This window comes from Tepidibacter thalassicus DSM 15285, from assembly GCF_900129915.1.
GTDB lineage: Bacteria > Bacillota > Clostridia > Peptostreptococcales > Peptostreptococcaceae > Tepidibacter > Tepidibacter thalassicus.
Genome location: NZ_FQXH01000005.1, coordinates 17,946 through 43,402, shown reverse-complemented (window position 1 = coordinate 43,402; position 25,457 = coordinate 17,946). Strand labels below are relative to the sequence as shown.

26 protein-coding genes, 1 tRNA gene and 1 other annotated feature are annotated in these 25,457 nt (G+C 27.6%); of the genes, 5 read left to right on the top strand and 22 right to left on the bottom strand.

The features are described 5' to 3' along the window. Window positions 1-61: 61 nt before the first annotated feature. From BUA19_RS00255 to BUA19_RS00240, 4 genes are all read right to left on the bottom strand, one after another. Entirely contained in the window at window positions 62-580 is a 519-nt protein-coding gene (locus BUA19_RS00255) for an ECF transporter S component (RefSeq protein ID WP_072722872.1), read from the bottom strand. 83 nt (window positions 581-663) lie between these two features. Next, window positions 664-900 (bottom strand): holin, encoded by a 237-nt coding sequence (locus BUA19_RS00250; RefSeq protein ID WP_207645957.1) that lies wholly within the window; start codon window positions 898-900, stop codon window positions 664-666. Window positions 901-951: 51 nt separating this feature from the next. Beyond that, entirely contained in the window at window positions 952-2,109 is a 1,158-nt protein-coding gene (locus BUA19_RS00245) for a GNAT family N-acetyltransferase (protein ID WP_072722871.1), read from the bottom strand. A gap of 6 nt (window positions 2,110-2,115) precedes the next feature. Continuing rightward, complete coding sequence (locus BUA19_RS00240) at window positions 2,116-3,006, bottom strand: DUF2156 domain-containing protein (RefSeq protein ID WP_084601862.1); 891 nt, start codon at window positions 3,004-3,006, stop codon at window positions 2,116-2,118. Between the two features lie 181 nt (window positions 3,007-3,187). Here BUA19_RS00240 and BUA19_RS00235 point away from each other — a divergent pair, with 181 nt between their 5' ends. Further along, on the top strand, window positions 3,188-4,066 hold the full coding sequence (locus BUA19_RS00235) for a ComEC/Rec2 family competence protein (protein ID WP_072722869.1): 879 nt from the start codon (window positions 3,188-3,190) through the stop codon (window positions 4,064-4,066). Window positions 4,067-4,074: 8 nt separating this feature from the next. After that, the gene (locus BUA19_RS00230; RefSeq protein WP_072722868.1) at window positions 4,075-4,290 is read left to right on the top strand and encodes a DUF3006 domain-containing protein; all 216 of its coding nucleotides are present in this window, start codon (window positions 4,075-4,077) and stop codon (window positions 4,288-4,290) included. 29 nt (window positions 4,291-4,319) lie between these two features. Here the strand turns inward: BUA19_RS00230 and BUA19_RS00225 are convergent, their stop codons facing one another. Next, window positions 4,320-5,030, bottom strand: a complete 711-nt coding sequence (locus BUA19_RS00225; RefSeq protein ID WP_072722867.1) for a tRNA threonylcarbamoyladenosine dehydratase — start codon at window positions 5,028-5,030, stop codon at window positions 4,320-4,322. Window positions 5,031-5,141: 111 nt separating this feature from the next. Between BUA19_RS00225 and BUA19_RS00220 the strand changes: the two genes are divergently transcribed. Further along, window positions 5,142-5,939, top strand: coding sequence for a hypothetical protein (locus BUA19_RS00220; protein WP_072722866.1), 798 nt, complete (start codon window positions 5,142-5,144; stop codon window positions 5,937-5,939). A 37-nt stretch (window positions 5,940-5,976) separates the two neighbouring features. Here the strand turns inward: BUA19_RS00220 and BUA19_RS11575 are convergent. The 7 genes from BUA19_RS11575 to BUA19_RS00190 all read right to left on the bottom strand — a co-directional run bounded on the left by BUA19_RS11575 (window position 5,977) and on the right by BUA19_RS00190 (window position 12,937). Further along, window positions 5,977-6,073, bottom strand: a tRNA-Sec gene (locus tag BUA19_RS11575). Between the two features lie 83 nt (window positions 6,074-6,156). Continuing rightward, complete coding sequence (locus BUA19_RS00215) at window positions 6,157-7,065, bottom strand: GerMN domain-containing protein (protein ID WP_178137402.1); 909 nt, start codon at window positions 7,063-7,065, stop codon at window positions 6,157-6,159. A gap of 121 nt (window positions 7,066-7,186) precedes the next feature. Continuing rightward, entirely contained in the window at window positions 7,187-7,873 is a 687-nt protein-coding gene (locus BUA19_RS00210; RefSeq protein ID WP_072722864.1) for a response regulator transcription factor, read from the bottom strand. An 11-nt stretch (window positions 7,874-7,884) separates the two neighbouring features. Then, window positions 7,885-9,765, bottom strand: coding sequence for a selenocysteine-specific translation elongation factor (gene selB / locus BUA19_RS00205; RefSeq protein WP_072722863.1), 1,881 nt, complete (start codon window positions 9,763-9,765; stop codon window positions 7,885-7,887). 10 nt (window positions 9,766-9,775) lie between these two features. Further along, entirely contained in the window at window positions 9,776-11,179 is a 1,404-nt protein-coding gene (selA, locus tag BUA19_RS00200) for an L-seryl-tRNA(Sec) selenium transferase (protein ID WP_072722862.1), read from the bottom strand. A gap of 13 nt (window positions 11,180-11,192) precedes the next feature. After that, on the bottom strand, window positions 11,193-12,230 hold the full coding sequence (gene selD / locus BUA19_RS00195) for a selenide, water dikinase SelD (protein WP_084601860.1): 1,038 nt from the start codon (window positions 12,228-12,230) through the stop codon (window positions 11,193-11,195). A gap of 68 nt (window positions 12,231-12,298) precedes the next feature. Beyond that, entirely contained in the window at window positions 12,299-12,937 is a 639-nt protein-coding gene (locus BUA19_RS00190) for a helix-hairpin-helix domain-containing protein (protein ID WP_072722860.1), read from the bottom strand. Window positions 12,938-13,016: 79 nt separating this feature from the next. On the opposite strand from BUA19_RS00190, the gene BUA19_RS00185 reads away from it, so the two are divergent. Beyond that, a complete protein-coding gene (locus BUA19_RS00185; protein ID WP_072722859.1) occupies window positions 13,017-14,300 on the top strand; it encodes a D-alanyl-D-alanine carboxypeptidase family protein in 1,284 nt (427 codons plus the stop codon). Between the two features lie 29 nt (window positions 14,301-14,329). On the opposite strand, the gene sdaAA is transcribed toward BUA19_RS00185, so the two are convergent. From sdaAA to nadD, 10 genes are all read right to left on the bottom strand, one after another. Further along, window positions 14,330-15,202 carry an L-serine ammonia-lyase, iron-sulfur-dependent, subunit alpha gene (gene sdaAA / locus BUA19_RS00180; RefSeq protein ID WP_072723185.1) on the bottom strand — a complete coding sequence of 291 codons (873 nt, stop codon included), beginning with the start codon at window positions 15,200-15,202 and terminating at the stop codon, window positions 14,330-14,332. Window positions 15,203-15,245: 43 nt separating this feature from the next. Further along, on the bottom strand, window positions 15,246-15,920 hold the full coding sequence (gene sdaAB / locus BUA19_RS00175; RefSeq protein WP_072722858.1) for an L-serine ammonia-lyase, iron-sulfur-dependent subunit beta: 675 nt from the start codon (window positions 15,918-15,920) through the stop codon (window positions 15,246-15,248). 218 nt (window positions 15,921-16,138) lie between these two features. Continuing rightward, entirely contained in the window at window positions 16,139-16,522 is a 384-nt protein-coding gene (locus BUA19_RS00170; RefSeq protein ID WP_072722857.1) for a RidA family protein, read from the bottom strand. Between the two features lie 91 nt (window positions 16,523-16,613). Next, entirely contained in the window at window positions 16,614-17,831 is a 1,218-nt protein-coding gene (ilvA, locus tag BUA19_RS00165; protein ID WP_072723184.1) for a threonine ammonia-lyase, read from the bottom strand. Window positions 17,832-17,953: 122 nt separating this feature from the next. After that, a complete protein-coding gene (locus BUA19_RS00160) occupies window positions 17,954-18,337 on the bottom strand; it encodes a CBS domain-containing protein (RefSeq protein WP_072722856.1) in 384 nt (127 codons plus the stop codon). A gap of 186 nt (window positions 18,338-18,523) precedes the next feature. After that, a complete protein-coding gene (leuS, locus tag BUA19_RS00155; RefSeq protein ID WP_072722855.1) occupies window positions 18,524-20,938 on the bottom strand; it encodes a leucine--tRNA ligase in 2,415 nt (804 codons plus the stop codon). A 58-nt stretch (window positions 20,939-20,996) separates the two neighbouring features. Beyond that, window positions 20,997-21,181: a binding site (T-box leader), on the bottom strand. Between the two features lie 15 nt (window positions 21,182-21,196). Continuing rightward, on the bottom strand, window positions 21,197-21,553 hold the full coding sequence (gene rsfS, locus BUA19_RS00150) for a ribosome silencing factor (protein ID WP_072722854.1): 357 nt from the start codon (window positions 21,551-21,553) through the stop codon (window positions 21,197-21,199). Between the two features lie 13 nt (window positions 21,554-21,566). Continuing rightward, complete coding sequence (locus tag BUA19_RS00145) at window positions 21,567-22,757, bottom strand: LCP family protein (protein WP_072722853.1); 1,191 nt, start codon at window positions 22,755-22,757, stop codon at window positions 21,567-21,569. An 11-nt stretch (window positions 22,758-22,768) separates the two neighbouring features. Further along, a complete protein-coding gene (gene yqeK, locus BUA19_RS00140; RefSeq protein WP_072723183.1) occupies window positions 22,769-23,344 on the bottom strand; it encodes a bis(5'-nucleosyl)-tetraphosphatase (symmetrical) YqeK in 576 nt (191 codons plus the stop codon). A 4-nt stretch (window positions 23,345-23,348) separates the two neighbouring features. Continuing rightward, window positions 23,349-24,032, bottom strand: a complete 684-nt coding sequence (gene nadD, locus BUA19_RS00135) for a nicotinate-nucleotide adenylyltransferase (RefSeq protein WP_084601859.1) — start codon at window positions 24,030-24,032, stop codon at window positions 23,349-23,351. 127 nt (window positions 24,033-24,159) lie between these two features. Here nadD and BUA19_RS00130 point away from each other — a divergent pair, with 127 nt between their 5' ends. After that, window positions 24,160-25,431: a M14 family metallopeptidase gene (locus tag BUA19_RS00130; RefSeq protein WP_242939213.1), complete on the top strand. Its 1,272-nt coding sequence runs from the start codon at window positions 24,160-24,162 to the stop codon at window positions 25,429-25,431. Window positions 25,432-25,457: the final 26 nt, after the last annotated feature.

Here is a 25,457-nt window from a genome sequence, read left to right as displayed (position 1 = left end):
TCTTTCCTATAATTTTGTATATATTATATCCTTTATTTAACATATACAAACTAAAAAAGCCCTAGTATCTACTAGGACTTTTTCTCTTTATATAATTAGTTTTAAGTATAGCCATGGCCACAAAAACACCTATAATAACACTTGCTATCCCTTGAATTATATTTCCTGGAATCGACTCTAAAGCCACAATAAAACTTCCTTCTAATATTCCACCAGCAATATAATAACCAAACACCATAAACAAAGCTCCTATAATAGTTGATATTATCATTGTAAATTTATTTGAATACTTTTTCATTAAAGCTCCAACAATAAATCCTTCTATTCCTTTAATAATCAACGTAAAAACAGCCCAATGAGTATATCCAAGCAAAATATCTGCAAGAGCTGAACCTATTCCTCCTGCAATCATACCTGGTACAGGACCAAATAAAATAGAGGTTATAAAAATAATACTATCTCCAATATTAATAAAACCATTTGTAGCCGGCATATAAATATGAACTGTCATTGTACCCATACAAACAAAAGCTATCATAAGCCCAACAAAAACCAGATAACTTGTTTTTGTACTTTTCATAAAATCCTCCCCTATTTTGTTATCTTAACATAATTATAACAAGGAAGATTTATTATAACAACATGTATTGTATTCATACAATTTCAATTTTTACTGTTTTTTGTCATACTCTTATATCCTGAAAACAATCCGCTAGCAGTAAGTCCTAAAATTATTCCATCTAATACACTTTGTTTTATATCTCCTTTAGATTCAAAAAAAACACACATAATTATACCCAACACTAAAGATACTATTGGAGCGAACTTTTTAGGTAAACCTGCTATTTTTATAGCTTGTGTTATCCCTATTATCAAAGAAATCATTATAGGATTTATCAAACAAACCACCCCTTAATATTCTATTCAAAAAATACAAAAAGGCCCTAAGGCCTACACATATTCATTTATATAATTTATTTTTTTTGTAAATAACTTTTTAAAATCATTTAAAGCATATTCATTTTTTACTTTTATTTTCCTTAAAAACAAAACATCCTCTACATCTACATAAGAAAATACAAGTTGACTTAAACTGTTTATATCTATAATCAAATCCTCAACTCCATCAGTTTCTAAAACTTGAATTTTTCCACTTTGCACATTAATATTAAACACCTTATTATTTTGATTTATAAACTCATCTTCTACTTTTAAATTGAAATCAACATATACATCTAAATCTAAAGACTTTATAAATTTTTCAAAATTAATTATTCTTCCCATCATAAATGGTTTTATTTTCATATCTATATTTTTCAAATTAGAAATTAAATATTTTATTTTATCATCAATAATCGAAGATATAATTACTTTATTAAACTGTGTATTATGATTATATATAAACCCTAAAATAGACTTTAAAGCATCTACATTTTTATATGCAATTTCTCTGACAAAAAAGTCCTTGTCCATTTTAAAATATATCATATAACCATCAAATCCATCTTTTCCTTTATAGATATATATATATCCTCCTTCAGAATTTATTTCTTTAAATAAATTTTCAAAATAATATCTATCCCTAAATACATATCCATTTTTATCTTTTAAATAAGAACTATAAATAGAAATTAAATTAGAAATATCCTCTAAATAAGCTCTTTTAAAATCACCTTTTACTTTAAAATCTTTCAAAATTTCAATAGGAATAGTATATTCTATTTGATCATAACAATGTTCATATCCAAAACGCCTATACAACCTATAATCTATAGGCATAAGTATAGATATAAATTGCCCTTTTTTATAGATCTCATTTAAAGCACTCTTCATCAAAACTTTCATAGCACCTTTGCCCCTTGCTTCAGGAAAAGTTGAAACGCCTACAATATAAGATGTATCATAAATTCTATTATTTAAAACTAATTTATATTGATTAAGTTGAAGAGATGAAATTATAGTATTATTATCTTCTATAACTAATGTATTTTTACAATTATACTTATTTTCAAAATAATATTTTAAAAAACCTTCTGTATCATCAAAACAATACTTCCACATATCTTTTACTTTTTTTAAATCTTTATCTTTAGCAAATCTAATATTCATATTAACTTACTCCTCCACAACGGTATATTTTTCCACAAACTTATATGGATAATAAGAAAGTTTCGCCTTCCTCAATCCTCCAACCCCCAAATCTTCTTCTCTATTTACAAACTCCACCTCAGGAAACTCTTTTTGTAAAAATAACTTATTTATCATCGGATAAAGTCCTCTTATATTAGGATTTGCTTTTTCAACATGAATAAGTGCCATATTATTGTTTAAATATTCTCCAAACGTAAAAGCTTCAAGCTTTCCATCTATATATATGCCTCCTATTTTAACATCTAATTTATCATAATTTTTAAATACCTTTTCAATTGCTTTTCTTTCATTTTGTATACTTTCATTATCTTCCTTATTTTCAGTCCATTCATCTAAAAGTTTAAGGCATTGCTCAAAATCTTCTTTATCTAAAGTTTTATAAAAATATCTATTTCCATATTCTTTTAAAAAAGCGTTTATGTGATTTCTCTTTTTTTGATATTTTCTTCCTTTTAAAGTTCTTAAATTCTCTCCTAAATATATATAATCAAAACAATCTCTTTCCTCTATATATCTAAATTTTCCTTTATAATTGTCCTTGAAAAAATTTACAAATTCTTTTGTAACAGCTCTTAAATTCAATTTAATATTATTCCTATAGAAATAGTCATATATGAAATCAAAAGCACTCTTTAAATTTTCTTTAGTAGCCAATGGTATTACTGCAAATTCACGATTTTCATATTCTCCTATTAACACAACAAAATTCTCACCTTTATAGTACATAGTTTTGTATAAATGTTGCCACATAAATATTGTCGTAAAATTATATTCACATGCTTCATAATCTACACTTTTAAAATAATAATCTAGTTCTTTTTTTGATTCTATAGTTACTGGTCTAAAAATACTAATCTACCTCCTTCTATTCTATGACTATTGTATCACATATAAATATATACCCTCAACCGGTATTTACAATTATATATCATTAGATTATAGTATTAACAAGAAGCAAAAGCATCTTTATATATATTTTCCCAAATCTTTTTCCAATAAACATACCAACTAATATAATAAAACGAGGAGGTTTACAATGAAAAAAATAATAACTGTATTAATTCTAATATTTGCAATATTTTTAGTTGGATGCTCAAATAAAAAACTAGATAATAATATTTCTAATTCTAATTTAACAGTCCATTTTATAGATGTAAAGCAAGGAGACTCAACACTTATTATATCTCCAGATAATAAAACAATGTTAATAGATGCAGGTGATAATAGTCAAGGTGAAAATATAAAAAACTACCTAAAAAAACTCAATATAAATAAAATAGATGTATTAGTCGGTACTCATCCAGATGCAGATCATATAGGAGGACTTGATTATATAATTAATAATTTTGAAATAAATAGTTTCTATATGCCAAGAAAAAGTCACAATACAAAAACATTTAAAGATGTATTAATTGCAGCTAAAAATAAAGGACTGACTATTAAAGAAGCAAAATATGGAGTTAAATTCAAACTAGGAAATTACGTTAAATGTGAAATTTTAAATCCTGTAAAAAAATATGGTAATGACAATAATTTATGGTCTGCTGTAATTAAAACTACATATAATAATAAAAGCTTTTTATTTACAGGAGATGCTGAATTTAAAAATGAAGAAGACATGATAAAATCAGGTGCTAATTTAAAATCTGACGTTTTAAAATTAGGTCATCACGGTAGTTCTACTTCAACTTCTGAAAAATTCCTTAAAATAGTTAATCCAGATGTTGCTGTTATATCTTGTAAATATAAAAATAAATACGGACATCCACATAAAGAAACTTTAAAACTTCTAAAAAAATACAACATTCCTTTGTACAGAACAGATGAACAAGGAAACATAGTATTTTACTGTGATGGAAACAAAATTTGGACTGATAAAAAACCGGGAACATATAATTATTATGGAAATAAGTAGGTGATATAATGAAAGGAACAATTGATAGATTTGAAAACGACTTAGCTGTAATAGAATTAGAAGATAAAACTTTTATAACTATTAACAAATCAAAATTGCCTTCCAATGCAAAAGAAGGAGACGTTTTGATTATTAATAAAGATAAAATCGAAATCGATTTAACGAAAACTAATAAAGCAAAAAAAGAAATAGACGATTTAATGGATGAATTATTTCAAAGTTAAAAAATGCCTGTATCATTATACAGGCATTTTTACATTCCTATTAAATCTTTAACTACAACAGAAGCCATAATAAGTCCTCCTACCGAAGGTACAAATGATATACTTCCTGGAATTTCTCTTTTATTATCATTTAAAATTGATGTAACAGGTTTTATAGGTTTTTCTGTAGAATAAACTACTTTTAACTTTTTTATTTTTCTAGCTCTCAATTCTCTTCTCATAACTTTTGCAAGTGGACACATATGAGTTTTATATATATCCGAAACTTCTATTTTAGTAGGATCTAATTTGTTTCCCATTCCCATAGAACTTATTATATTAATCCCTTTATTATAACACCTTTCTATTAAATCTATTTTAGAAGATACCATATCAATAGCATCTACAACATAATCATATTCTTCACTCAAAAGTTCATTTGCACTATCCTTATTGTATAACTTCTTATATGCAATTACATTTGCATTAGGATTTATATCTAATATTCTATTTTTCATAACATCAACTTTACTTTTTCCAACAGTAGTATAAAGAGCATGAATTTGTCTATTTATATTAGTTATATCTATTTCATCATGATCTATTAATATTAAATTTCCTACTCCAGCTCTAGCAAGAGCTTCTACAACATAACTTCCAACACCTCCTATTCCAAACACTGCTACTTTAGATACTTTTAATTTCTCTAATCCTTCATTTCCTAACAAGAATTGTGTTCTCATAAAAAAACTTTTTTCCATAACATTCCTCCAATTTACATAATAACTACACCAAAATAATATTAAATAGTATAATACAAAATCAAGAATAAACTCCCTTGTTGATTTCATATTTATATAAGGGGTGGTTTTTTGAAAAAACTAATTTATATTTTAAATATATTAATTGCTATTAATTTTTTTATGATAATTCCAAAGTGTTACAATAATTTAATAGATAAAAATACAATTCAAAATTACTTAGATAGTTCTCAAAGTACAGAAGAAAAAGAGAATCTAAAAAAAGAAATAATAAAAAATATATTAAATGCCACTGGCTATGAAAAATGGAATGAATACATAGATTATATAGACCTTAAAATATATAAAGGAAATATTATTCCAAACAACAAAGAAGATATTATATTTGTTCTCAACTTATCTAAAGACAACGCATTAATAGCTATATACGAAGACAGTCTCAATAACAAGTATTTTTATAAAACTAAAATCACAAATTTAGTACCGGTAAAAAAGATATCTTTTTTTAAAAATTTTCTAGTAGTTGAGCAAATATTAGATGAAAGATTAGGTGCCTTTTTTGTAGATAATTTCATAGAAATTTTTTATTACGATGATAATTTATTTAAAAGTGTATTTAAAAAATCTATATATTACGATGAAATTTACAAAAATATATGGGTAAATAAAAATGCTCCTCACGATGAATGGATTAAAAATGTAGAAAAATCTTCTATAGATTATTTAGAAGAAGACATCCCTAAAATACTATCTATAACTAATATCATTAAATACAAAGCAAAATCGCCTAACATACCTAATCCTGACGAATTTAAAGAAATAAATAAAAAAACTCAAAAAGAACTTTACGTATGGGATGAAAATGAAAAAATTTTCAAATTAAAAGAAAAAAATCTAATAAAAGAGTAAAAGACCTCACATCTCGAGGTCTTTTACTCTTTTAAACTGGCGGGAGTATGTAGGAATCGAACCTACCCAGGAAGCTCCTAACTCCCCGTACTGGTTTTGAAGACCAGAGGGCACACCAGCACCCATCTACCCCCATATAGCGTCCTTTCTTTGACACTACTAATAATAGCATATACATTATTTTTTGACAAGAACTTTTTTATTATACCAAGTATTTTTACTGTATAGATTTTATTAAGCTCTCATCTCTAGTAAATGGTTTATTAAATTCATAATGAGAAAAATAATCTACTTTCTTACCTTCGATTAAAAATAATACACTAGATATATTCTCAAGTTCTGTAAGACTATTAACTATAGAATATATAGTCATAGTTTCACCAACGGATCCACCTATATAATTATCTATAAATTCTTTACTAAAATTAACAGTAGCTATACCTTTATCCTCTGAATAATCCAATAATTTCGTTCCTTTTGGAATTATATCATATCCCTGTCTTTCAGATTCATTTATAATCTCCTCTACTATTTTCTTCCCTAACTTATATCCCTCTTTTAATTCTACATTTTTTTTATAAGGAACAAGATATTCCATGTTTTCATCTGGAAAATAAAGCTGTATTACAATACTTTTTTCATCACTTAAATCAAACTCTTTTAAAATTCCATAAGGTTCTCCCTTTGGAGAAATCAATTCTTTTCCTTCTACTCTAATTTTAACTCCATTTATTTCTTTAAATTGATTTAAAGTATTACTAATTGTAATTACTGAATTCACTTGATTTATGTCTAATTTAAATTCTAAAAACTCTTTAGACAAATCTAAATACAATATATCGTTTTTCTTTTCAATTGATAATATTTTAGTATTTTCATTTATACTTCTACTCATATCAGATGAATACGGCCCGTTTATAAGTGCCTTCATAGTATTTGTATACTTTTCCATATCATTTGAATACTCTATTGATCTTGTAACCCATTGTATTTTTGAATTATCCAAACTCGAATAATAAAGCTTAACCTCTTGCTTTTCAATACTATCCTTAATTATTTGTTCACTACAACCTACAACAGATAAAATTAAAGTCAAAATCAACAATATGCAATATATTTTTTTCATCATTCCCGTTACCAAATACTTATAATAACTTATAAACAAGTTGATGATTTATAAGTTATTTGTAACGGTTTTCACCTCCTTCTAATTATAAGCCCATCTACTTAAATATTAGGTCATTTAATTACTTTTCCTTAAAATAATAACCCATCCCCCATTTAGTCAATATATATTTAGGATTAGAAGAATTTTTTTCTATTTTTTCTCTAAGCCTTCTCACATGAACATCTACAGTTCTTAAATCTCCATAATATTCGTATCCCCATATTTTTTCTAAAAGCTGTTGCCTGTTAAATACCTTATTGGGATTTGTAATTAAAAGTAAGAACAAATCAAATTCTTTTCCAGTTAAATTTATATCTTCACCTTTATAGCTTATTTTTCTCCCCAATGTATTGATTTTAAATTCTCCTATTTCAAATTCTGGTGATAAATTCACAACTTCTACTCTTTTAGTTCGTCTCAAAATTGCTTTTATTCTAGCTTTTAATTCCAAAACATTAAAAGGTTTTGACAGACAATCATCAGCCCCAAACTCTAAAGCCATTATCTTTTTCATATCCTCTCCCATAGGTGTAATCATTATTATCGGGACCGATGAAAATTTTCTAATTTCTTTACATATTTGAAATCCATCTTTTTTATGAAGTTCAGATTCTAAAATTATTATATCATAACTTTTATTTTCTATTTGTTTTAATACTTCTTCTATATTATATACTCTATTCATTTTATAATATTCATCTTCAAAGGCATATTTTATCTGTTCTATTAATAAGGGCTGATCATCTATTATTAATATTTTTATCATACATAATCCTCCTAGATAAGTACCCTTTTATCTCCAACTCTCTTTGTTATTTTGTTTTTATCAAAATCTTCTAGTAATGCCATGGCATACTTTCTACTAGCTCCTATTAAATCTCTAAAATCTCCTAATGTTAAACTTCCATTCTCTTTTATATATCTTTTAACAATACTTAAAGCCTTTTGATAGTATTCCTTGTGATACACCAATTCATCAGTAACTTTTACAAGAGTATCTGAAATTAACGCTTCTAAAACTTCCTTATATTCCTGTCTACCTTGTATAATCTCAGAAATATTTCTAGGAGTTAATCCATCATTTTTTAATTTAGATTCAATTTCTTGTTTTATTTTAATCTGACTTTCACTAAACACAACTTCAAAATCGTATATACTAACTAAATTCTGTACAACTTTTATTTTTTGTTCTTCGATAAATAAATTTAATAACTTATCAAAATCTTTATTTTTAAGATTTTTTTCTACTTTAGACCTCAATTCTTCTTTTAACACTCCTTTTTTCAAAGGATATTTATTATGAAAATCTAAAAGCAAATTCAAAGTTTTTTCCATTAATTCTTCATAAAAATACCTATGTATATACATATTATTTATACTCACAACTTTTTTATCTGCACACAAAGAATTAACTTTATCTTGTATTATTTCCTCTTTTTCACCTATATAAACAGATATATCCTTTAAAGAAGGATATTCTCTACTATGTTTTTTTATTATTTCCTCTAATACTTCTTTTGTATCCCCACGTTCTTTTAATTTTAAATATTGCAAAACTTCTTTATCAAATCTTTTGTGTTTTTTAGGATTACTATCAAGTATTACTCCTCCTCCTACAGTTTTCATAGGAGAATAAAACCTTATTACAAAAGTATCCCTATTTTTAGCAACAATTGACTCCTCAAGCCTAATTTGACAATATCCAGTATCACCTGGATTCAAATATTCTTTATCCAACGGAACAATTCTTCCTAAAATTTCCCTCGTTCCATGATAAAGCCTTATTCTATCCCAATATTCTATTTTTCTTAAAGAGTGTTTTACTAAAGAAATTTTAACATCAATCATCATAGATTCTATCAATGAATCAGGATAAGCTAATACATCTCCTCTTTGTATATCTTCAACTTTTACATTTGATAAATTTATTGCAACTCGTTGCCCAGCATAAGCTGTTTTAACTGAATTTCCATGAACTTGTATACTTCTAACCTTAGTTTCTATCCCCTTAGGATATATAAACATATTATCATCTATATTTATTTTTCCTTCAATTAAAGTTCCTGTAACTACAGTTCCAAATCCCTTTACAGAAAATACTCTGTCTATATTAAGCCTTGGCAGAGAATCTAAATTTTTATTTTTTACTTCTTCACTTATCCTATCTATAGCCTCAATTAAGTCATTAATTCCTCTTTTAGTAACAGAATCTACCTCGATAATTAAAGCATCTTTTAAAAATGTATCCTTAACTTGCTCTTTAATGTCTTCTTTTACAAGCTCTAAAAAATCATCTTCTACTAAATCAGATTTCGTTATTACAATAATTCCATTTTTTACATTTAAAAAATTTAAAATATCTAAATGTTCTATAGTTTGAGGCATAACCCCTTCATCTGCTGCTACCACTAAAAGAACCATATCCATTCCCGATGCTCCAGCTAACATATTTTTAATAAATTTCTCATGCCCTGGAACATCAACTATACCAGCTCTTTTTCCACTTGGCAAATCAAAATATGTAAATCCTAAATCGATAGATATTCCTCTCTTTTTTTCTTCTTTTAATCTATCTGTTTCTCTTCCCGTAAGAGCCTTAATTAAAGTAGTTTTTCCATGATCTATATGCCCTGCTGTACCTATTATTACATTTTTCATAATATTCCCCCTATTTCAAAACATTAACAAGTTCTTTTACAATTATTTCGAATTCATCCTCAAATACAGTTCTTACATCTATTACATATTTATTGTCATATATTCTTGCAATAATATGATTTTCACATAACCTTAACTTTCTTTCTAATTCCGAAACGCTAATTCGTTTAGGAATAATTGTTATTACTTTAGTTTTTATATTTTCAAGAGGCATAGATCCTCCTCCAACTTGAGAATATCCATCTTCTATATTCAAATCAATATCTAACTTTTCATTTTTTATCATATTATATAACTTTTCAGCTTTTTTGCTCAATTCATCCGCTGTAAATGTAAGCATTCTAAGCGTTGGCACTTCCTTAATAGCTCTATTTTCATCTAAATACAATTTAAATGTAGCTTCAAGAGCTGCTATTGTAAGTTTGTCAACTCTTAAAGCACGTGTTAACTGATTTTTCTTCATTTTTTCTATATATTCTTTTTTACCAATAATTATTCCCGCTTGAGGACCTCCTAATATTTTATCTCCACTAAAAGTTACTATATCAGCACCCTTTTTAAGTGAATCTATTACTGTCGGTTCATACTTTAATCCATATCTTGAAATATCTATAAAAAGCCCACTACCTAAATCTTCAACCACCGGAAGATTGTATTTTTTACCTAATATTGACAATTCATCTATATCTACAGTTTTAGTAAATCCTAATATTCTATAATTACTTGTATGAACTTTTAAAAGTAATGCTGTATTTTCATTTATTTCTTCTTCATAATCTTTAATATGAGTTTTATTTGTAGTTCCTACTTCTCTCAATATTGCTCCACTCTGCTCCATTACTTTAGGAATTCTAAAAGATCCTCCTATTTCAACTAGTTCCCCTCTAGACACTATTACTTCTTTTCCATTAGCAAGTGTACTTAAAACCAATAAAACAGCTGCTGCATTGTTATTCACAACTAATACTGATTCTGCTCCTGTTAATTTTTTTATAATATCTTCTAAATGTGAATATCTTGACCCTCTCTGTCCTAACTCTAAATCATATTCTAAATTTGTATATCTAGATGCAATTTTCCAAACATCTTCTTTTATACTATCAGAAAGAAGTGATCTACCTAAATTTGTATGTATAACGACTCCAGTCGCATTAATAACTTTTTTTAAAGAAAGCGAATAAACACTTTCTAAATTTTTTATTATATTTTCTATTAATTTATCATAATCTATATAAAAAGTATCAATTTCACAATCTTTCAAAGAAATTATTCTTTTTCTTACATCATCTATACAATCTCTTATAGTATCTACAATTAAATTTCTTGAATATTTTTCAATTAAACCCATTATTTTTTTATTATTTAATATTTCCTCTACTGATGGCAATTGAGAAAACAAACTTTTTTTATTCACTTTTATCTCCCCTTTATTTTACATTTATATACTTTTCCCCTTTATTTATTACCTTTCCTATTATCTTAGCCTCTAATCCTTTATTTTTCATAATACTTTTCACTAATTCTTCTCCTTTATCTGCATCTACAGAAATCAAAAGTCCTCCTGAAGTTTGAGGATCATATAAAATATCCATAACAGAAGATTTTACACCCTCATAATAAACATCTCTAGATATATAATCTCTATTTCTATACATTCCAGCAGGTATTATTCCCATATTAGCAAATTCTAAAGCCGAATCCATTATAGGAATATTTTTTGAATCAATTTCAATTGAAACATTAGATGCTTTTGCCATTTCAAGAGCATGTCCTAAAAGTCCAAATCCTGTTATATCTGTAACTGAATTTACTTTTATTTCATCAAATGCCTTTGCTGCATATTTATTTAAATGAGCCATTATTTTAATTGCTTCATCTTCTATATTTTTATCTGCAATTCCAGCTTTTATAGCTGTATTTATAATACCAAGTCCTATTGGTTTTGTTATTATCAATACATCTCCTTCTTTTGCAGTAGAATTTGATAATACTTTTTGTGGATGAACAATTCCAGAAACAGAAAGTCCGTATTTAGGTTCTTTATCATCAATTGAATGTCCTCCCACAAGAAGTGCGCCTGATTCTTGTACTTTATCATATCCTCCCTTTAATATTTCAGCTAATATACCCATATCAGTACAAGACGGAAAACACACTATATTCATGGCAACTATAGGTTTTCCTCCCATGGCATATACATCTGAAAGAGAATTAGCAGCTGCAATTTGTCCAAATAAATAAGGATCATCAACTACAGGAGTAAAAAAATCTAACGTTTGTATCAAAGCCATTTCTTCATTCAATCTATAAACAGCAGCATCATCAGCTGTATCAAGTCCTATTAATAATTTTTCACTTTCAATCTTAGGTAAACTACTAAGAACATCAGCCAGAACCTCTGGCCCAATCTTAGCAGCTCAGCCTGCAGAAGTTGTCATTTGAGTTAATTTTATATTATTTTCCATAGGTTTTCACCTTCCTTTTTATTGAAAATTACAAATATATAATATCATATTTTATAATATAAATGTATTTAATTTACCGTTATCAAATCTTTTATTGCTTCAAATTTTTTATCCCCTATACCAGATACATTTTTTATATCACTTATAGAATTAAAATTTCCATTTTGTTTTCTATAAGCTATAATTCTAGAAGATATAACATTACCTATACCGGGTAATGTATTTAACTCATTTAAAGTTGCTGTATTTATATTAATTTTAGCCGAATTAATACTATCATTATTTCTATTTGTATTTATAAATTTATTTCTTTCTTGCTCTTGTGTAAATTCTCCTTTTTTAGGTATTATATAATGGCATCCATCTTCTAATTTTATAGCTAAATTAACCTTATTTAAATCTGCATTTTCTGTAAGTCCACCTAATTTATCTACAGCATCTATAAGTCTATCTCCAACATTTACATTAACTACTCCACATGTTTTTACTTCTCCACTTATATAAACTGCTATTTTTGAATTTTCATCTATCTCCATTTTTTCATTATCAGCACTATATTCTTCACTAACACTTTCTTCTATATTTTCATTTGGACTTACAACATAAATAGTTTTTCCAAAATTAATTTTTCCACTTGAAATTATACCAATAAAAACTATTCCTAATACAATTAAAAATATAATAAAATTTCTTATATTTAACTTCACTTATAATCCCTCCTTACATTTCATTATTGACTAAAATATGTTATACTAAAATCATATTGCTTTTAGATTGGAGGTATATATGAAAAAATTTGTATCAATATTTTTAACAATAATCTTAATATCTTCATCTTTTCTTACCATTTTTGGAGAAGAAAATATTCAGATAACTTCAGAAGCTGCAATTCTCATTGATTACAATACCGGTAAAATTTTATACGGAAAAAATATACACAAAAAAATGTATCCCGCTTCAACTACTAAAGTTATGACAGCTCTTCTTACATTAGAAAACGGCAATCTAACCGATAAAATAACAATAGATTATGATTTAGGATATATTGACGGAAGTAGCATGTATATAAAAAAAGGTGAAACTTTTACGGTCGAAGAGCTTTTAAAAGCTATGTTAATAAGATCCGCAAATGATGCAGCTGTAGTTCTCGCTAAATATATTTCAGGATCTATAGATGAATTTGTTAAACTCATGAACAAAAGAGCAAAAGAACTAGGAGCTAAAAATACTCATTTTAATAACCCAAATGGTCTTCCTGATGAAAATCATTACACTAGTGCATATGATTTATCGCTAATTGCAAAAGAAGCTATGAAACACAAAAAATTCAGAGAAATAGTAAAAACTCCATATATTAAATTTCCACCTACTGAACAATATCCATATGAAAGATTTTTTAGAAATTCTAATAGATTTTTATGGGGTGTTGGTGGATACAATACAATGGAATATAAAGGTAAAATAGTAAATATAAAATACGATTTAGTTGATGGAATAAAAACAGGATATACAAGTATTGCGCGACAATGTCTTATATCAAGCGGGCAAAAGGATGGATTTAGATTAATTTCTGTTGTTTTAAAATCTGAAGGTAAAGATGTTTATAGAGATTCTAGGACCCTTTTAGATTATGGATTTGAAAATTATTCATTAAATAAAATTATAAATAAAAATAAAATTATCGGAACAAAAAAAATTCCATTTACTAAAGAAAAAACTCTTAAATACGGTTCAAATAACGATTTTAATATAGTTCTAAAAAAAGATGAAGATATAACAAACATAAGCACAAAAATAAAATTAAATCAAAATATCAATATACCAATAAAAAAAGGAGATATAGTTGGTAAAATAGAAATTTATCAAGATAAAAAAATTATTTCTAAAATAAATTTAGTAGCATTAAATAATGTTAATTCTATATTATTTAACTTAGACATAAATAAATTATTGAAAAAAACCTTATTAATACTCAAAATATCATTAAAAATAATAACCGGACTAATAATAGTTTGCTTATTAATTAGATATTTAAATAAGAAAATACGAAAGAAAAAGAAATTAATATAAAAGCTGTTGGTTTCCCAACAGCTTTTATATTAGCCAAATATCTTTTTAGTTAAATTACATCCCGTACATGTAGCAGCTACTCCACCTAAAGCAGTTTCTCTTAGTTCCATAGGAAGAGTTTTACCAACTTTATACATAGCTTCTACAACTTCATCAAATGGAACTATACTTTCAACTCCTGCTAATGCCATTTCAGCAGATATTAAAGCATTTGCTACCCCTATTGCATTTCTCTTTTGACAAGGAGCCTCAACAAGCCCAGCAATTGGATCACAAATAAGTCCCATTATATTTTTTAAAGTTGTAGCAGCAGCATGTATAGCTTGTCTTGGTGTTCCACCCATCATTTCAACTACTCCAGCAGCTGCCATGGCAGCTGCTGCTCCTGTTTCAGCTTGACATCCACCTTCTGCTCCTGCAACAGTTGCATTTCTAGTTATAATTATTCCTATAGCTGATCCTGTAAATATAGCATTGAGCATATCTTCATCACTAAGACCATATTCTTCACCTACAGTTATAATAGCACCTGGAAGTATTCCACAAGAACCAGCTGTTGGGGCTGCAACAATAAGCCCCATTGAAGCATTAACTTCTAAAACCCCCATAGCTGCACTTATTGCCTTTGACATAAGATATCCACATACAGGTCTTTCCGAAGCTAATCTATTTCTAATTTTTTTAGCTTCTCCTCCAATAAGCCCTCCAACAGATTTTATATCTTCTGTAAGGCTTTTTTTAATAGCATTTTTCATTATTTCTAAACTTTCTCTCATTCTATTTAATATCTCTTCTTTGCTTTTTCCACTTATCTCCATTTCTCTTTCTATACAAACTTCATATATAGTTTTATTATTCTTTTCACATAGTCTTAATAGCTCTTCTCCATTTGTAAAATTCATACTGTTCACTAGCATTCACCTTTCCTTATAAATTATAGTTTTATTAAAATCCTTCTATTATAAATGCATCTTGTATAAATTTATTGTTAGACTTTATATCTTCTATTACATTACCATCTATATGATCATCAGCTTCTATTATCGTAAATGCTTCATTTCCTTTTTCTTCTCTATATATACTCATAAAAGCTATATTAATATTATTTTTAGCTACACAATTTGTAATATGAGCAGCAGCACCAGGAACATCCCATTGCTTCACTATTAATGTTGGATATGCTCCTGTAAATTCAATTTCAAGTCCATTTATTTCCGTTACCTTTATATTTCCTCCCCCAATTGAAGCTCCCATTACCTCAACTGTTCTTCCGTCTTCTGTATTCATCACAATTTTAACTGTATTAGGATGTTTATCATCACCCAAGTCAATAGGGATAAATTCAAATTCTACGCCTTTTTCATTTGCTATTTCAAAAGAATTTTTTATTCTATCATCTTCTGGAGAAAACCCTAATATACCTCCCACTAATGCTTTATCCGTTCCATGACCTTTATAAGTTTCTGCAAAAGACCCATGAAGTAAAAATCTTACTTTTTTAACATTATCACCTGCAATTTTTGCTGCCATTCTTCCAAGTCTAGCAGCTCCTGCAGTATGCGAGCTTGACGGTCCAATCATATTAGGCCCTACTACATCAAATACACTATAATTTTTCATATATTTCTCCTTTCACACTTAAATATTTAAATTCACTATAAAACTTAAAAAAATGACCAATCGACTTTGGTCACCTTAAACTATTTTACTATAGTGAAGTATTTATCCTAACACAATTATACTATAAATATAATCATTATACTATAATTTTTTTCATTATAATGGATTTTAATTTGTTTAATATCAAAAAATGACCAAGGAACCCTTGGTCATTTGAATTACTCCACTACAGCAATAACCTCTATCTCTACTTTAACATCTCTTGGAAGTCTTGCAACTTCTACACATGCTCTTGCTGGTTTATTTTCTCCAAAATACTTTGCATAAACTTCATTTATTTGTGCAAATTCATTCATATCTTTTATAAATACTGTACTTTTTACTACATTATCAAAACTAGCTCCAGCTTCAGCAAGTATTGCTTTTATATTTTCTAAAGATCTTGCTGTTTGCTCTTTTACTCCTCCTTCAACTACTTCCATAGTTTCTGGATCAAATGGAACTTGTCCTGATACAAACAATAAATTTCCTACTTTTATTGCTTGTGAATAAGGACCTATAGCCTTAGGCGCTTTGTCTGTATGTATTATTTCTTTTTTCATCATACTTCCCTCCTAATTTAATAAATTTAAAACACTTTTTATTATACTACAAAATAATGGCAACCTGATAAAATTTTTTATAAATTTATTTTTAATTATTCTTCATTTTAACTTCATACCCACTTAATTTTATCTTTTCTATAATTTCATCCATATGATCCTTATCAAAAGTTTCAAGAACCAATTCAACCTCTTGAGTTCCTAATGCAACTTCATTTCCAAATCTAGTTTGATTTATACATAATATATTAGCCTTAGTTTCAGAAATTAAATTTATAAGCTTTAACATTTCTCCACATTTATCAGGAAGTACTGTATTAAAACATAATCTTCTCCCTTCTTTTTCTAAAGCTTTATCTATAATTCTATATAACACATTAACATCTATATTTCCACCTGAAACAACAGCAACTACATTTTTATTAACTTCTTTTATTTTTCCATTTATTATTGCAGCTGCACAAACAGCTCCAGAACCTTCAGCAACAATTTTGCCTTTTTCCATTAAGAAAAGTACTGCTTGAGCTATCTCTTCCTCTGTTACAGTAATAATTTCATCAACATATTCTTGAACTATATTAAATGTCAAATCTCCAGGAGTTTTAACAGCTATACCATCTGCTATTGTAGGCGCTTTAAAATACGTCGTAACTTTACCAGCTTCTCTTGAAGCCTTCATCGAACCAATATTTTCTGATTGAACTCCTATAACCTTAACATTAGGATTTATAGATTTTGCCGCAACAGCTATACCAGAAATTATACCTCCACCACCAATTGGCACTAATATAACATCGACATTTTCTAAATCTTCAAATATTTCAAGAGCTATTGTACCTTGTCCTGCAATAACATAAGGATCATTAAAAGGATGAAGAAATGTCGCTCCTGTTTCTCTTTGTATTTCTACAGCTTTTGCATAAGCATCATCATAAACTAATCCATTTAATACAACATCTGCTCCATAAGACTTTGTAGCTGTAACTTTTGCAAGTGGAGCCGTAGCTGGCATAACTATAGTTGCCTTTATCCCATTCATTTTAGCTCCTAAAGCAACACCTTGTGCGTGATTTCCAGCACTTGATGCTATCACCCCTTTTTTCTTTTCTTCTTCAGTTAAATTTGCTATCTTATTAACAGCTCCCCTTATTTTAAAAGAACCCGTTTTTTGTAAATTTTCAAGCTTTAAAAATACTCTATTATTACTAATTTTACTAAGAGCCGTACACTCTAGTAATTTAGTTTTACTTACTACATCTTTTAATACTTCTCTTGCTTTTTTTATATCTTCTAAAGTAACTTTTGCCATACCTATCACTCCTTAGCCCCCATTTATAACCACATTTGTATTTTATATCTAATCTAGATAAAAATCAACAGGAAAACGATTTTTTATAATTTTGAAACTTATCAAAAAATAATACAAAATATCTATTTAAAAGTATTTTCTAAGAAATAATCTAATATATCCTCTATTGAAATAATTCCCACAACTTTATTATCATCTACTACCGGCATTGCTATTATATTATTTTCTCTAAGCTTTTTACCTATCGAGTATATATCTTCATCCTTATTCACACTAAATACATTTTTTGTCATAGCAAGTTCTACTGGATATCCCTTATTATGTCCCTCATCTATTAAAAATCTATATATATCTGATTTTACTATCATTCCCATTAAATTTTTATTATCATCAACAACAGGAACTCCATTTATCTTGTTTTTTTCCATTATATCTAAAGCTTGACCTATAGATGTTTTTATATTTATTGATATAACATGATAAGTCATTATTTTAGAAACAGACATAATTTATCCCCCTTTAATTTAATTATTAATACACAATAAATATTATACTTTTTATTTTATTATACTATATTCCAGTAAAATTTAACATTATCTGATATACTAAAAATATATATTATAAAGCAAAAAGTCTCATATTATTTTTGATATCAAAAATAATATGAGACTTTTTTTAAATTTTTCTAAATACTATTTTACAACTATATTTACTAATTTTTTAGGAACAGCTATTATTTTTACTATATTTTTACCCTCTATTAATCTCTTAATTTTCTCATCTTCAAGTGCTTCTTTTTCCATTTCTTCTTTTGTTACATTAGCATTTAAATTCAATTTCCCTCTTACTTTTCCATTAATTTGAACTACAACTTCTATTTCATCTTTTACTAATGCATTCTCGTCATAATTTGGCCAAGTTATTTCAGATACATACCCTTCTTTACCTATCATACTCCAAAGTTCCTCTGCTATATGAGGTGTAAACGGAGCAAGTATTGTTATTATAGTTTCCAATCCTTCTTTTAATACAGCTTCATTTCTACTTTCTACTTCTTTGTATTTATACATTTCATTTACAAGCTCCATTAAAGCAGAAATAGCTGTATTAAAATTAAATCTTCCTGATATATCTTCTGTAACTTTCTTTAAAGTAGAATGAATAATCAATCTAGCCTTTTTATCTTCTTTAGAAAGATTTTTTAAACTCGCATCTACATTTACTAATTCTTTAAGTTCATCTACAAGTCTATATACTCTATTGATAAATCTAAAACATCCTTCAACTCCTTGATCAGACCAATCTAAATCTCTTTCAGGTGGTGCTGCAAATAAAACAAATAACCTTGCAGTATCTACTCCATATTTTTCTATTATATCTAAAGGACTTACTACATTTCCTTTAGATTTAGACATTTTTGCTCCATCTTTTAACACCATACCTTGAGTTAAAAGATTATTAAACGGCTCATCAAAATCCAACATTCCTAAATCTTTAAGAACTTTAACAAAGAATCTTGAATAAAGAAGGTGAAGTATTGCATGCTCCACACCTCCTATATATTGATCAACCGGCATCCATTTTTCTACTAAATCTTTATCAAAAGGAGATTTATCGTTTTTAGCATCTATATATCTTAAGAAATACCAAGATGAATCTATAAACGTATCCATAGTATCTATTTCTCTTTTTGCAATTTTTCCACACTTAGGACAACTTGTATTTACAAATTCTTTAGAAGTTGTAAGTGGCGATTGTCCTTTACCTGTAAATTCTACATCTGTAGGAAGTAATACTGGAAGATCTTCTCTATTTACTGGAACAACTCCACATTCATCACAATAAACTATAGGTATAGGACACCCCCAATATCTTTGTCTTGATATAAGCCAATCTCTCAATCTGTAATTTACAGTCTTTTTACCTACTCCTATACTTTCCAATTTCTCTACTATTTTATTAAACGCTTCTTTATGAGAAAGTCCATTAAATTCATCAGAATTCACCATATTTCCATCTTCATCAATTACAGATACAATTTCTAAATCGTATTTTTTAGCAAATTCTTCATCTCTTTCATCATGAGCAGGAACTGCCATTATAGCTCCCGTTCCATAATCAACTAAAACATAATTTGCTATATATATAGGAATTTTTTTGCCATTTAAAGGATTTATAGCGTATTTTCCTATAAATAATCCTTCTTTCTCAGTGTCAGTAGAAGTTCTTTCTATCTCACTCATTAACTGCATTTTTTCTTTAAAATCTTTTACACTTTTCTCATATTCAGATCCCTTTACTAACTCATCTACATAGTCATGCTCTGGAGCCAAAACCATATAAGTAACTCCATATATAGTATCTGGTCTTGTAGTAAATATTTTTAATTTTTTATCAAATCCTTCTATTTCAAAATCTACTTCTGCTCCTGTACTTTTTCCTATCCAATTTTTTTGCATAGTCTTAACTTTTTCTGGCCATCCTTGAAGCTTATCTATATCACTTAACAATCTTTCAGCATAATCTGTTATTTTTAAATACCACTGTTCTAGATCCTTTTTAACTACAACAGAATCACATCTCTCACATTTTCCACCAACAACTTGTTCATTTGCAAGTACAGTTTCACAAGATGTACACCAATTTACAAAAGATTTTTTCTTATATGCAAGTCCTTTTTCATAAAATTTTAAAAATAACTCTTGTGTCCATTTATAATAATCCGGAAGACAAGTAGCAATTTCCCTATCCCAATCATAACTAAGCCCCAAAAGTTTTAACTGTTCTTTCATTTCTTTTATATTTTCTCTTGTCCATTTATCAGGATGAATTCCATGCTTTATTGCAGCATTTTCTGCAGGAAGACCAAATGCATCCCATCCCATAGGATGTAAAACATTATATCCTCTCATTTTCATAAATCTTGCAACTACATCTCCAATAGAATAGTTTCTAACATGTCCCATATGTATTTTGCCTGATGGATATGGAAACATTTCTAAAACGTAATACTTAGGTTTGTCATTTTCTACAGTTTTAAAACTTTTATTTTCTTCCCATATTTTCTGCCATTTTTTTTCTATCTCTTTAAAATTATAAACAGCCATATTCTACCTCCTAATTAAATTTTCTTAATAATATAAAAAACTCCTCAATCCCTATAAACTTAGGGACGAGGAGTATTCTCGCGGTACCACCCTAATTGGCTAAATATAGCCCTCTTAGATAAGCTTATAAGGAAGCTACCCCAAATAGTTTATTCTAGCAAGTTCAAAGGCAAGTTTTACTAGTTCACACCAACCACTAGCTCTCTGTAAAAACTAAATCCTTTTACTACTCTAGACTATTTATACATATTAAAACTTTTAATTCAAATTGTCAATATCAACATAAGGTGCATCCTTCCATACTCTTTCTAAATTATAAAATTCTCTTTCTTCATTGTGAAATATATGAATCATAATATCACCATAATCTAAAAGAATCCATCTTGAAGCATTATGTCCTTCTTTTCCCTTGACATTTAAACCAACTTTTTTAAGTTCATCTTCAACATTATGTGCTATAGCCTGAACCTGTCTTTCTGATGAAGCACTAGTTATTATAAAATAATCTGCCATAGAAGAAATTTTACCTACATTTAATACAGCTATATCTTCCCCTTTTTTATCATCAATAGCATCATACACTTTTTTTACAATTTCTTCAATACTATTTAGCATTTAACAACCTCCTTTAAATATCTTTACCTACTAAAACTATTATATCCACATTTTTTTCCTTTAATTTTTGTTTATTTACAACAAGTTTTCCTTTACCTAGTATTCTTCTTATTTTTTCAGCTTCTTCTTTTTTTTCATCGTAATATATTATAGTTTTAGGATTATTAAAATCATCAGCATTTCCAACAACATCAGGTTTTAACCCTCTATCTATAAGTTTTTCTGATACACTACTTGCAGCTCCAGATTTGCCCGATCCATTAAGTACTGCAATTTTTACATTATTTCTTTTCTCTCCACCATAATAAAATCTTTGTACTAAATCATTTAATTTTTCTGTATTAGCTTTATAATAAGCTATTCCATTTATCATCATAGGTACTCCAGGAACAGTTTCTTTTTCTAAATTATCTAAATCTATATTTTTTGCCTTAAATACTAAAGAAGCCATTTCTCGTGTACTCATATCCGTATCTACGTACATATTAAAAGTATCTATATAATCTTTAATATTAAATATAGAAGATGGACTTAATACTTTTTTAGCAAGTGCATCTAAAAACTGTTGTTGAGCTTGTATTCTACCTAAATCTTGATTTGCATATCCTTTTCTAAATCTCAAAAATTGCATAGCTTTTTCTCCATTTAAAACTTGTCTACCCTTTTTCAAGTTTATATGAAGTGGAGGTGTTGCATAAGGATCGTCATATTTCATATTCATAGGTACATAAACTTCTACTCCTCCTACATCATCTACAGTTTTATATAAAGCTCTATAATCAACTTTTATATAATGATGTATAGGAATTCCTAAAAAATCTTTTACAGCTTTTATTGAAAGATCTACTCCGCCATATGCATGTGCAGCATTTATTTTATCATATCCTTTTCGTCCTCTTATTTTTACTCTTGTATCTCTAGGTATCGATAAAATAGAAGCTTTATTATTTTGAGGATCTATGCTTAAAACCATAATCGTATCAGTTCTAATCCCTTTTCTATTTCCATTTAAACTATCAACACCAAGCAATAACACATTTACCCTTTCATCTGATTTTGGCGGAGGAGAAGTTGTTATATCTTTAGGAAAAGGAACCTGTGCTAATTTTTTATCTTCCTTAGCAATTATAAGATATAAACTCGTTCCAAATATCATAGTAAATATTACAAAAAAAACTATAAAAACTTTAAAAAAATGCTTCAAAATTATCACCTCTACACATTATTTAATTGCTCAAGTATAAAATTTCTAGCTTCTATAGTTCTAGGATGAATAATCTTTTTTTCAGAAATAACGTATCTTATAGTATTATCAAAAGCCATTAAAATAGCTTTGTCCAAATCATCATTATAAGCAATATTTCTAAGCTCATCCACTCCTGGATAATCTCTATTAGGCTCTATAAAATCTGCTAAATATATTATTTTTTCAAGCTTTGTCATATCCTTTTTTCCAGTAGTATGATATGTTATAGCAGAAAATATATCTTCATCCTTTACTTTAAAAATATGTTTTGCAAAACACGCTCCAATTTTTCCATGTACCAACTCTAGCTCCTTTTCTTCAATTTCATCTAATAATATATCATATTTTTTCACATAATGTAATACCTCTTCCTTTTTTAAACACTTTCCACAATCGTGAAGCAAAGCAGCAATTTCTGATTTTCTTATATCACACCCATAAATTTTTGCCAATTCTTTCGCACTTTCCACTACACCTAAAGAATGTATCAATCTCTTTTTAGTTATCATTTTTTCTAATATTTTTAACATTTCTTCTAACTTCATAACATCACCTATACAAATTATATTTATAAATATATTTTTCAACGCATTCAGGAAGTAAATACTTTATAGACTTGTTCATTTTAATTCTTTCTCTTAAATCAGTTGAAGAAATATCTAAAGAAGGAACATGAATTTCAAGTATTTTAGTATTATATTTACTTTTAAGATATTCTATCTTATTTCTCACTTTAGACAATTCAACCCCTGGTCTTGTAGCTCCAATAAATGTAGCTAAATTAAAATTTTCCTCTACATCTTTCCACGTTTCTATATCACAAAAAGCATCTGCACCTGTTATAAAAAATAATTCTGAATTTTTATATGTATTTTTCAGCTTCTTTAATGTATCAATTGTATAGGTTCTTCCTTTTCTTTTTATTTCAAGCGAAGAAACCTCAAAATACTTATTACTCATAGTAGCTAATATTGTCATATTATATCTATGTAACTTATCTATTATATCCCTATCTCTTTTATGAGGTGGATTTCCTGAAGGCATAAATATAACTTTATTTAATTTGTACTTTACTCTAACAGCTTCTGCAGTTGCTAAATGTCCATAATGTATAGGATCAAATGTTCCTCCCATTATGCCAATTTTTCCAATAATCAATCTATTTCTATACGTAATACTTATCTTTTTTTCATTTATAAGTATAGCCCTTTTTAAGGTATTTTCCAACTTCATGTAAGCACCTCTTTATACATTACTAACTAACACATTATACAACATTTTATTTCAAAATTAAAGTCATGAATTCACCAAAAAATAAAAAATTTATAAAATATTAATAAAATATTGTGAGGTGATAATGTTGGAAAATATAAAACTAGGTTCTAGTGGACCTCATGTAAAACAAATACAATCACTTTTAAAAAAAATAGGATATAATCCAGGTTCCATAAATGGAGTATTTGGTGCACAAACTGAAAAGGCAATTAAGCAATTTCAAAAAGATAACGAACTAACTCCAGATGGAATTATAGGTCCCCAAACTTATAATCTTTTAAAATCTCTTTTGCTAGGATATGATACTTATATAATAAAACCCAATGATACTATCTATAATTTAGCTAAAAAATATTACACAACTGTAAATAGTATAATAACTTCAAATCCAAATATTGATCCTTATAACCTTAAAATAGGTGATAAAATTATAATCCCCTACGGAATAGATGTCGTTGATACAAATATAGATTACACATATGATATTTTAGAAAAAGATATAAAAGGCCTAAAAGTAAGATACCCCTTTATCGAAGTTGGATCTGCAGGAAAAAGTGTGCTAGGTAAAAATTTATACTATATCAAATTAGGAAATGGCCCTAATAAAGTATTTTTTAATGGTGCTCATCATGCACTAGAATGGATTACAACACCTCTTCTCATGAAATTTATAGAAAATTTTTCTAAAGCATATTCTCAAAATAAAAATATAAGAGGATACAATCCAAAAAACATATGGAAAAAGAGTACAATATATATAATGCCTATGGTAAATCCCGATGGTGTAGATTTAGTTTTAAATGGACTAGAAAAAAACAATCCATACTACAATGATTTAATAAAATGGAATAATGGAAGTACAGATTTTTCTAAAACTTGGAGTGCAAACATAAGAGGTGTTGATCTGAATCATAATTACGATGCTTCATGGAAACTATCAAAAGAAGCTGAACCTTTATATGGTGTTACCGGCCCTGGTCCTAGAAGATATTCTGGTGAATATCCCGAATCAGAACCAGAAACAAAAACAGTTGTAAATTTCACTAATAATATTGATCCAAGATTAGTTCTAGCATATCACAGTCAAGGAGAAGTTATTTACTGGAACTATATGAATTTAGCTCCTCCTGAGACTAGAAAAATTGGAGAATTATTTTCAAAAGTCAGCGGATATATTCTTGATGAACCCACAGGAATAACATCTTATTCAGGTTATAAAGATTGGTTTATAGAAAAATATAAAAGACCAGGATATACTATAGAAGTCGGGAAAGGAGTAAACCCTCTTCCGATATCTCAATTCGATAAAATATATAATGATAATGAAGAACTATTAATACTTGCATCAATAGTTTAAAACCTCGAGCTTTATACTCGAGGTTT

Bases quoted from the DNA above. Each gene is read 5' to 3' on its own strand.
- BUA19_RS00255 (WP_072722872.1), bottom strand. From the start codon at position 580: ATGAAAAGTACAAAAACAAGTTATCTGGTTTTTGTTGGGCTTATGATA.
- BUA19_RS00245 (WP_072722871.1), bottom strand. From the start codon at position 2,109: ATGAATATTAGATTTGCTAAAGATAAAGATTTAAAAAAAGTAAAAGAT.
- BUA19_RS00235 (WP_072722869.1), top strand. From the start codon at position 3,188: ATGAAAAAAATAATAACTGTATTAATTCTAATATTTGCAATATTTTTA.
- BUA19_RS00230 (WP_072722868.1), top strand. From the start codon at position 4,075: ATGAAAGGAACAATTGATAGATTTGAAAACGACTTAGCTGTAATAGAA.
- BUA19_RS00225 (WP_072722867.1), bottom strand. From the start codon at position 5,030: ATGGAAAAAAGTTTTTTTATGAGAACACAATTCTTGTTAGGAAATGAA.
- BUA19_RS00215 (WP_178137402.1), bottom strand. From the start codon at position 7,065: ATGAAAAAAATATATTGCATATTGTTGATTTTGACTTTAATTTTATCT.
- BUA19_RS00210 (WP_072722864.1), bottom strand. From the start codon at position 7,873: ATGATAAAAATATTAATAATAGATGATCAGCCCTTATTAATAGAACAG.
- selB (WP_072722863.1), bottom strand. From the start codon at position 9,765: ATGAAAAATGTAATAATAGGTACAGCAGGGCATATAGATCATGGAAAA.
- BUA19_RS00185 (WP_072722859.1), top strand. From the start codon at position 13,017: ATGAAAAAATTTGTATCAATATTTTTAACAATAATCTTAATATCTTCA.
- sdaAA (WP_072723185.1), bottom strand. From the start codon at position 15,202: ATGAATTTTACAAATGGAGAAGAGCTATTAAGACTATGTGAAAAGAAT.
- sdaAB (WP_072722858.1), bottom strand. From the start codon at position 15,920: ATGAAAAATTATAGTGTATTTGATGTAGTAGGGCCTAATATGATTGGA.
- BUA19_RS00170 (WP_072722857.1), bottom strand. From the start codon at position 16,522: ATGAAAAAAGAAATAATACATACAGACAAAGCGCCTAAGGCTATAGGT.
- ilvA (WP_072723184.1), bottom strand. From the start codon at position 17,831: ATGGCAAAAGTTACTTTAGAAGATATAAAAAAAGCAAGAGAAGTATTA.
- BUA19_RS00160 (WP_072722856.1), bottom strand. From the start codon at position 18,337: ATGTCTGTTTCTAAAATAATGACTTATCATGTTATATCAATAAATATA.
- leuS (WP_072722855.1), bottom strand. From the start codon at position 20,938: ATGGCTGTTTATAATTTTAAAGAGATAGAAAAAAAATGGCAGAAAATA.
- rsfS (WP_072722854.1), bottom strand. From the start codon at position 21,553: ATGCTAAATAGTATTGAAGAAATTGTAAAAAAAGTGTATGATGCTATT.
- yqeK (WP_072723183.1), bottom strand. From the start codon at position 23,344: ATGAAGTTAGAAGAAATGTTAAAAATATTAGAAAAAATGATAACTAAA.
- nadD (WP_084601859.1), bottom strand. From the start codon at position 24,032: ATGAAGTTGGAAAATACCTTAAAAAGGGCTATACTTATAAATGAAAAA.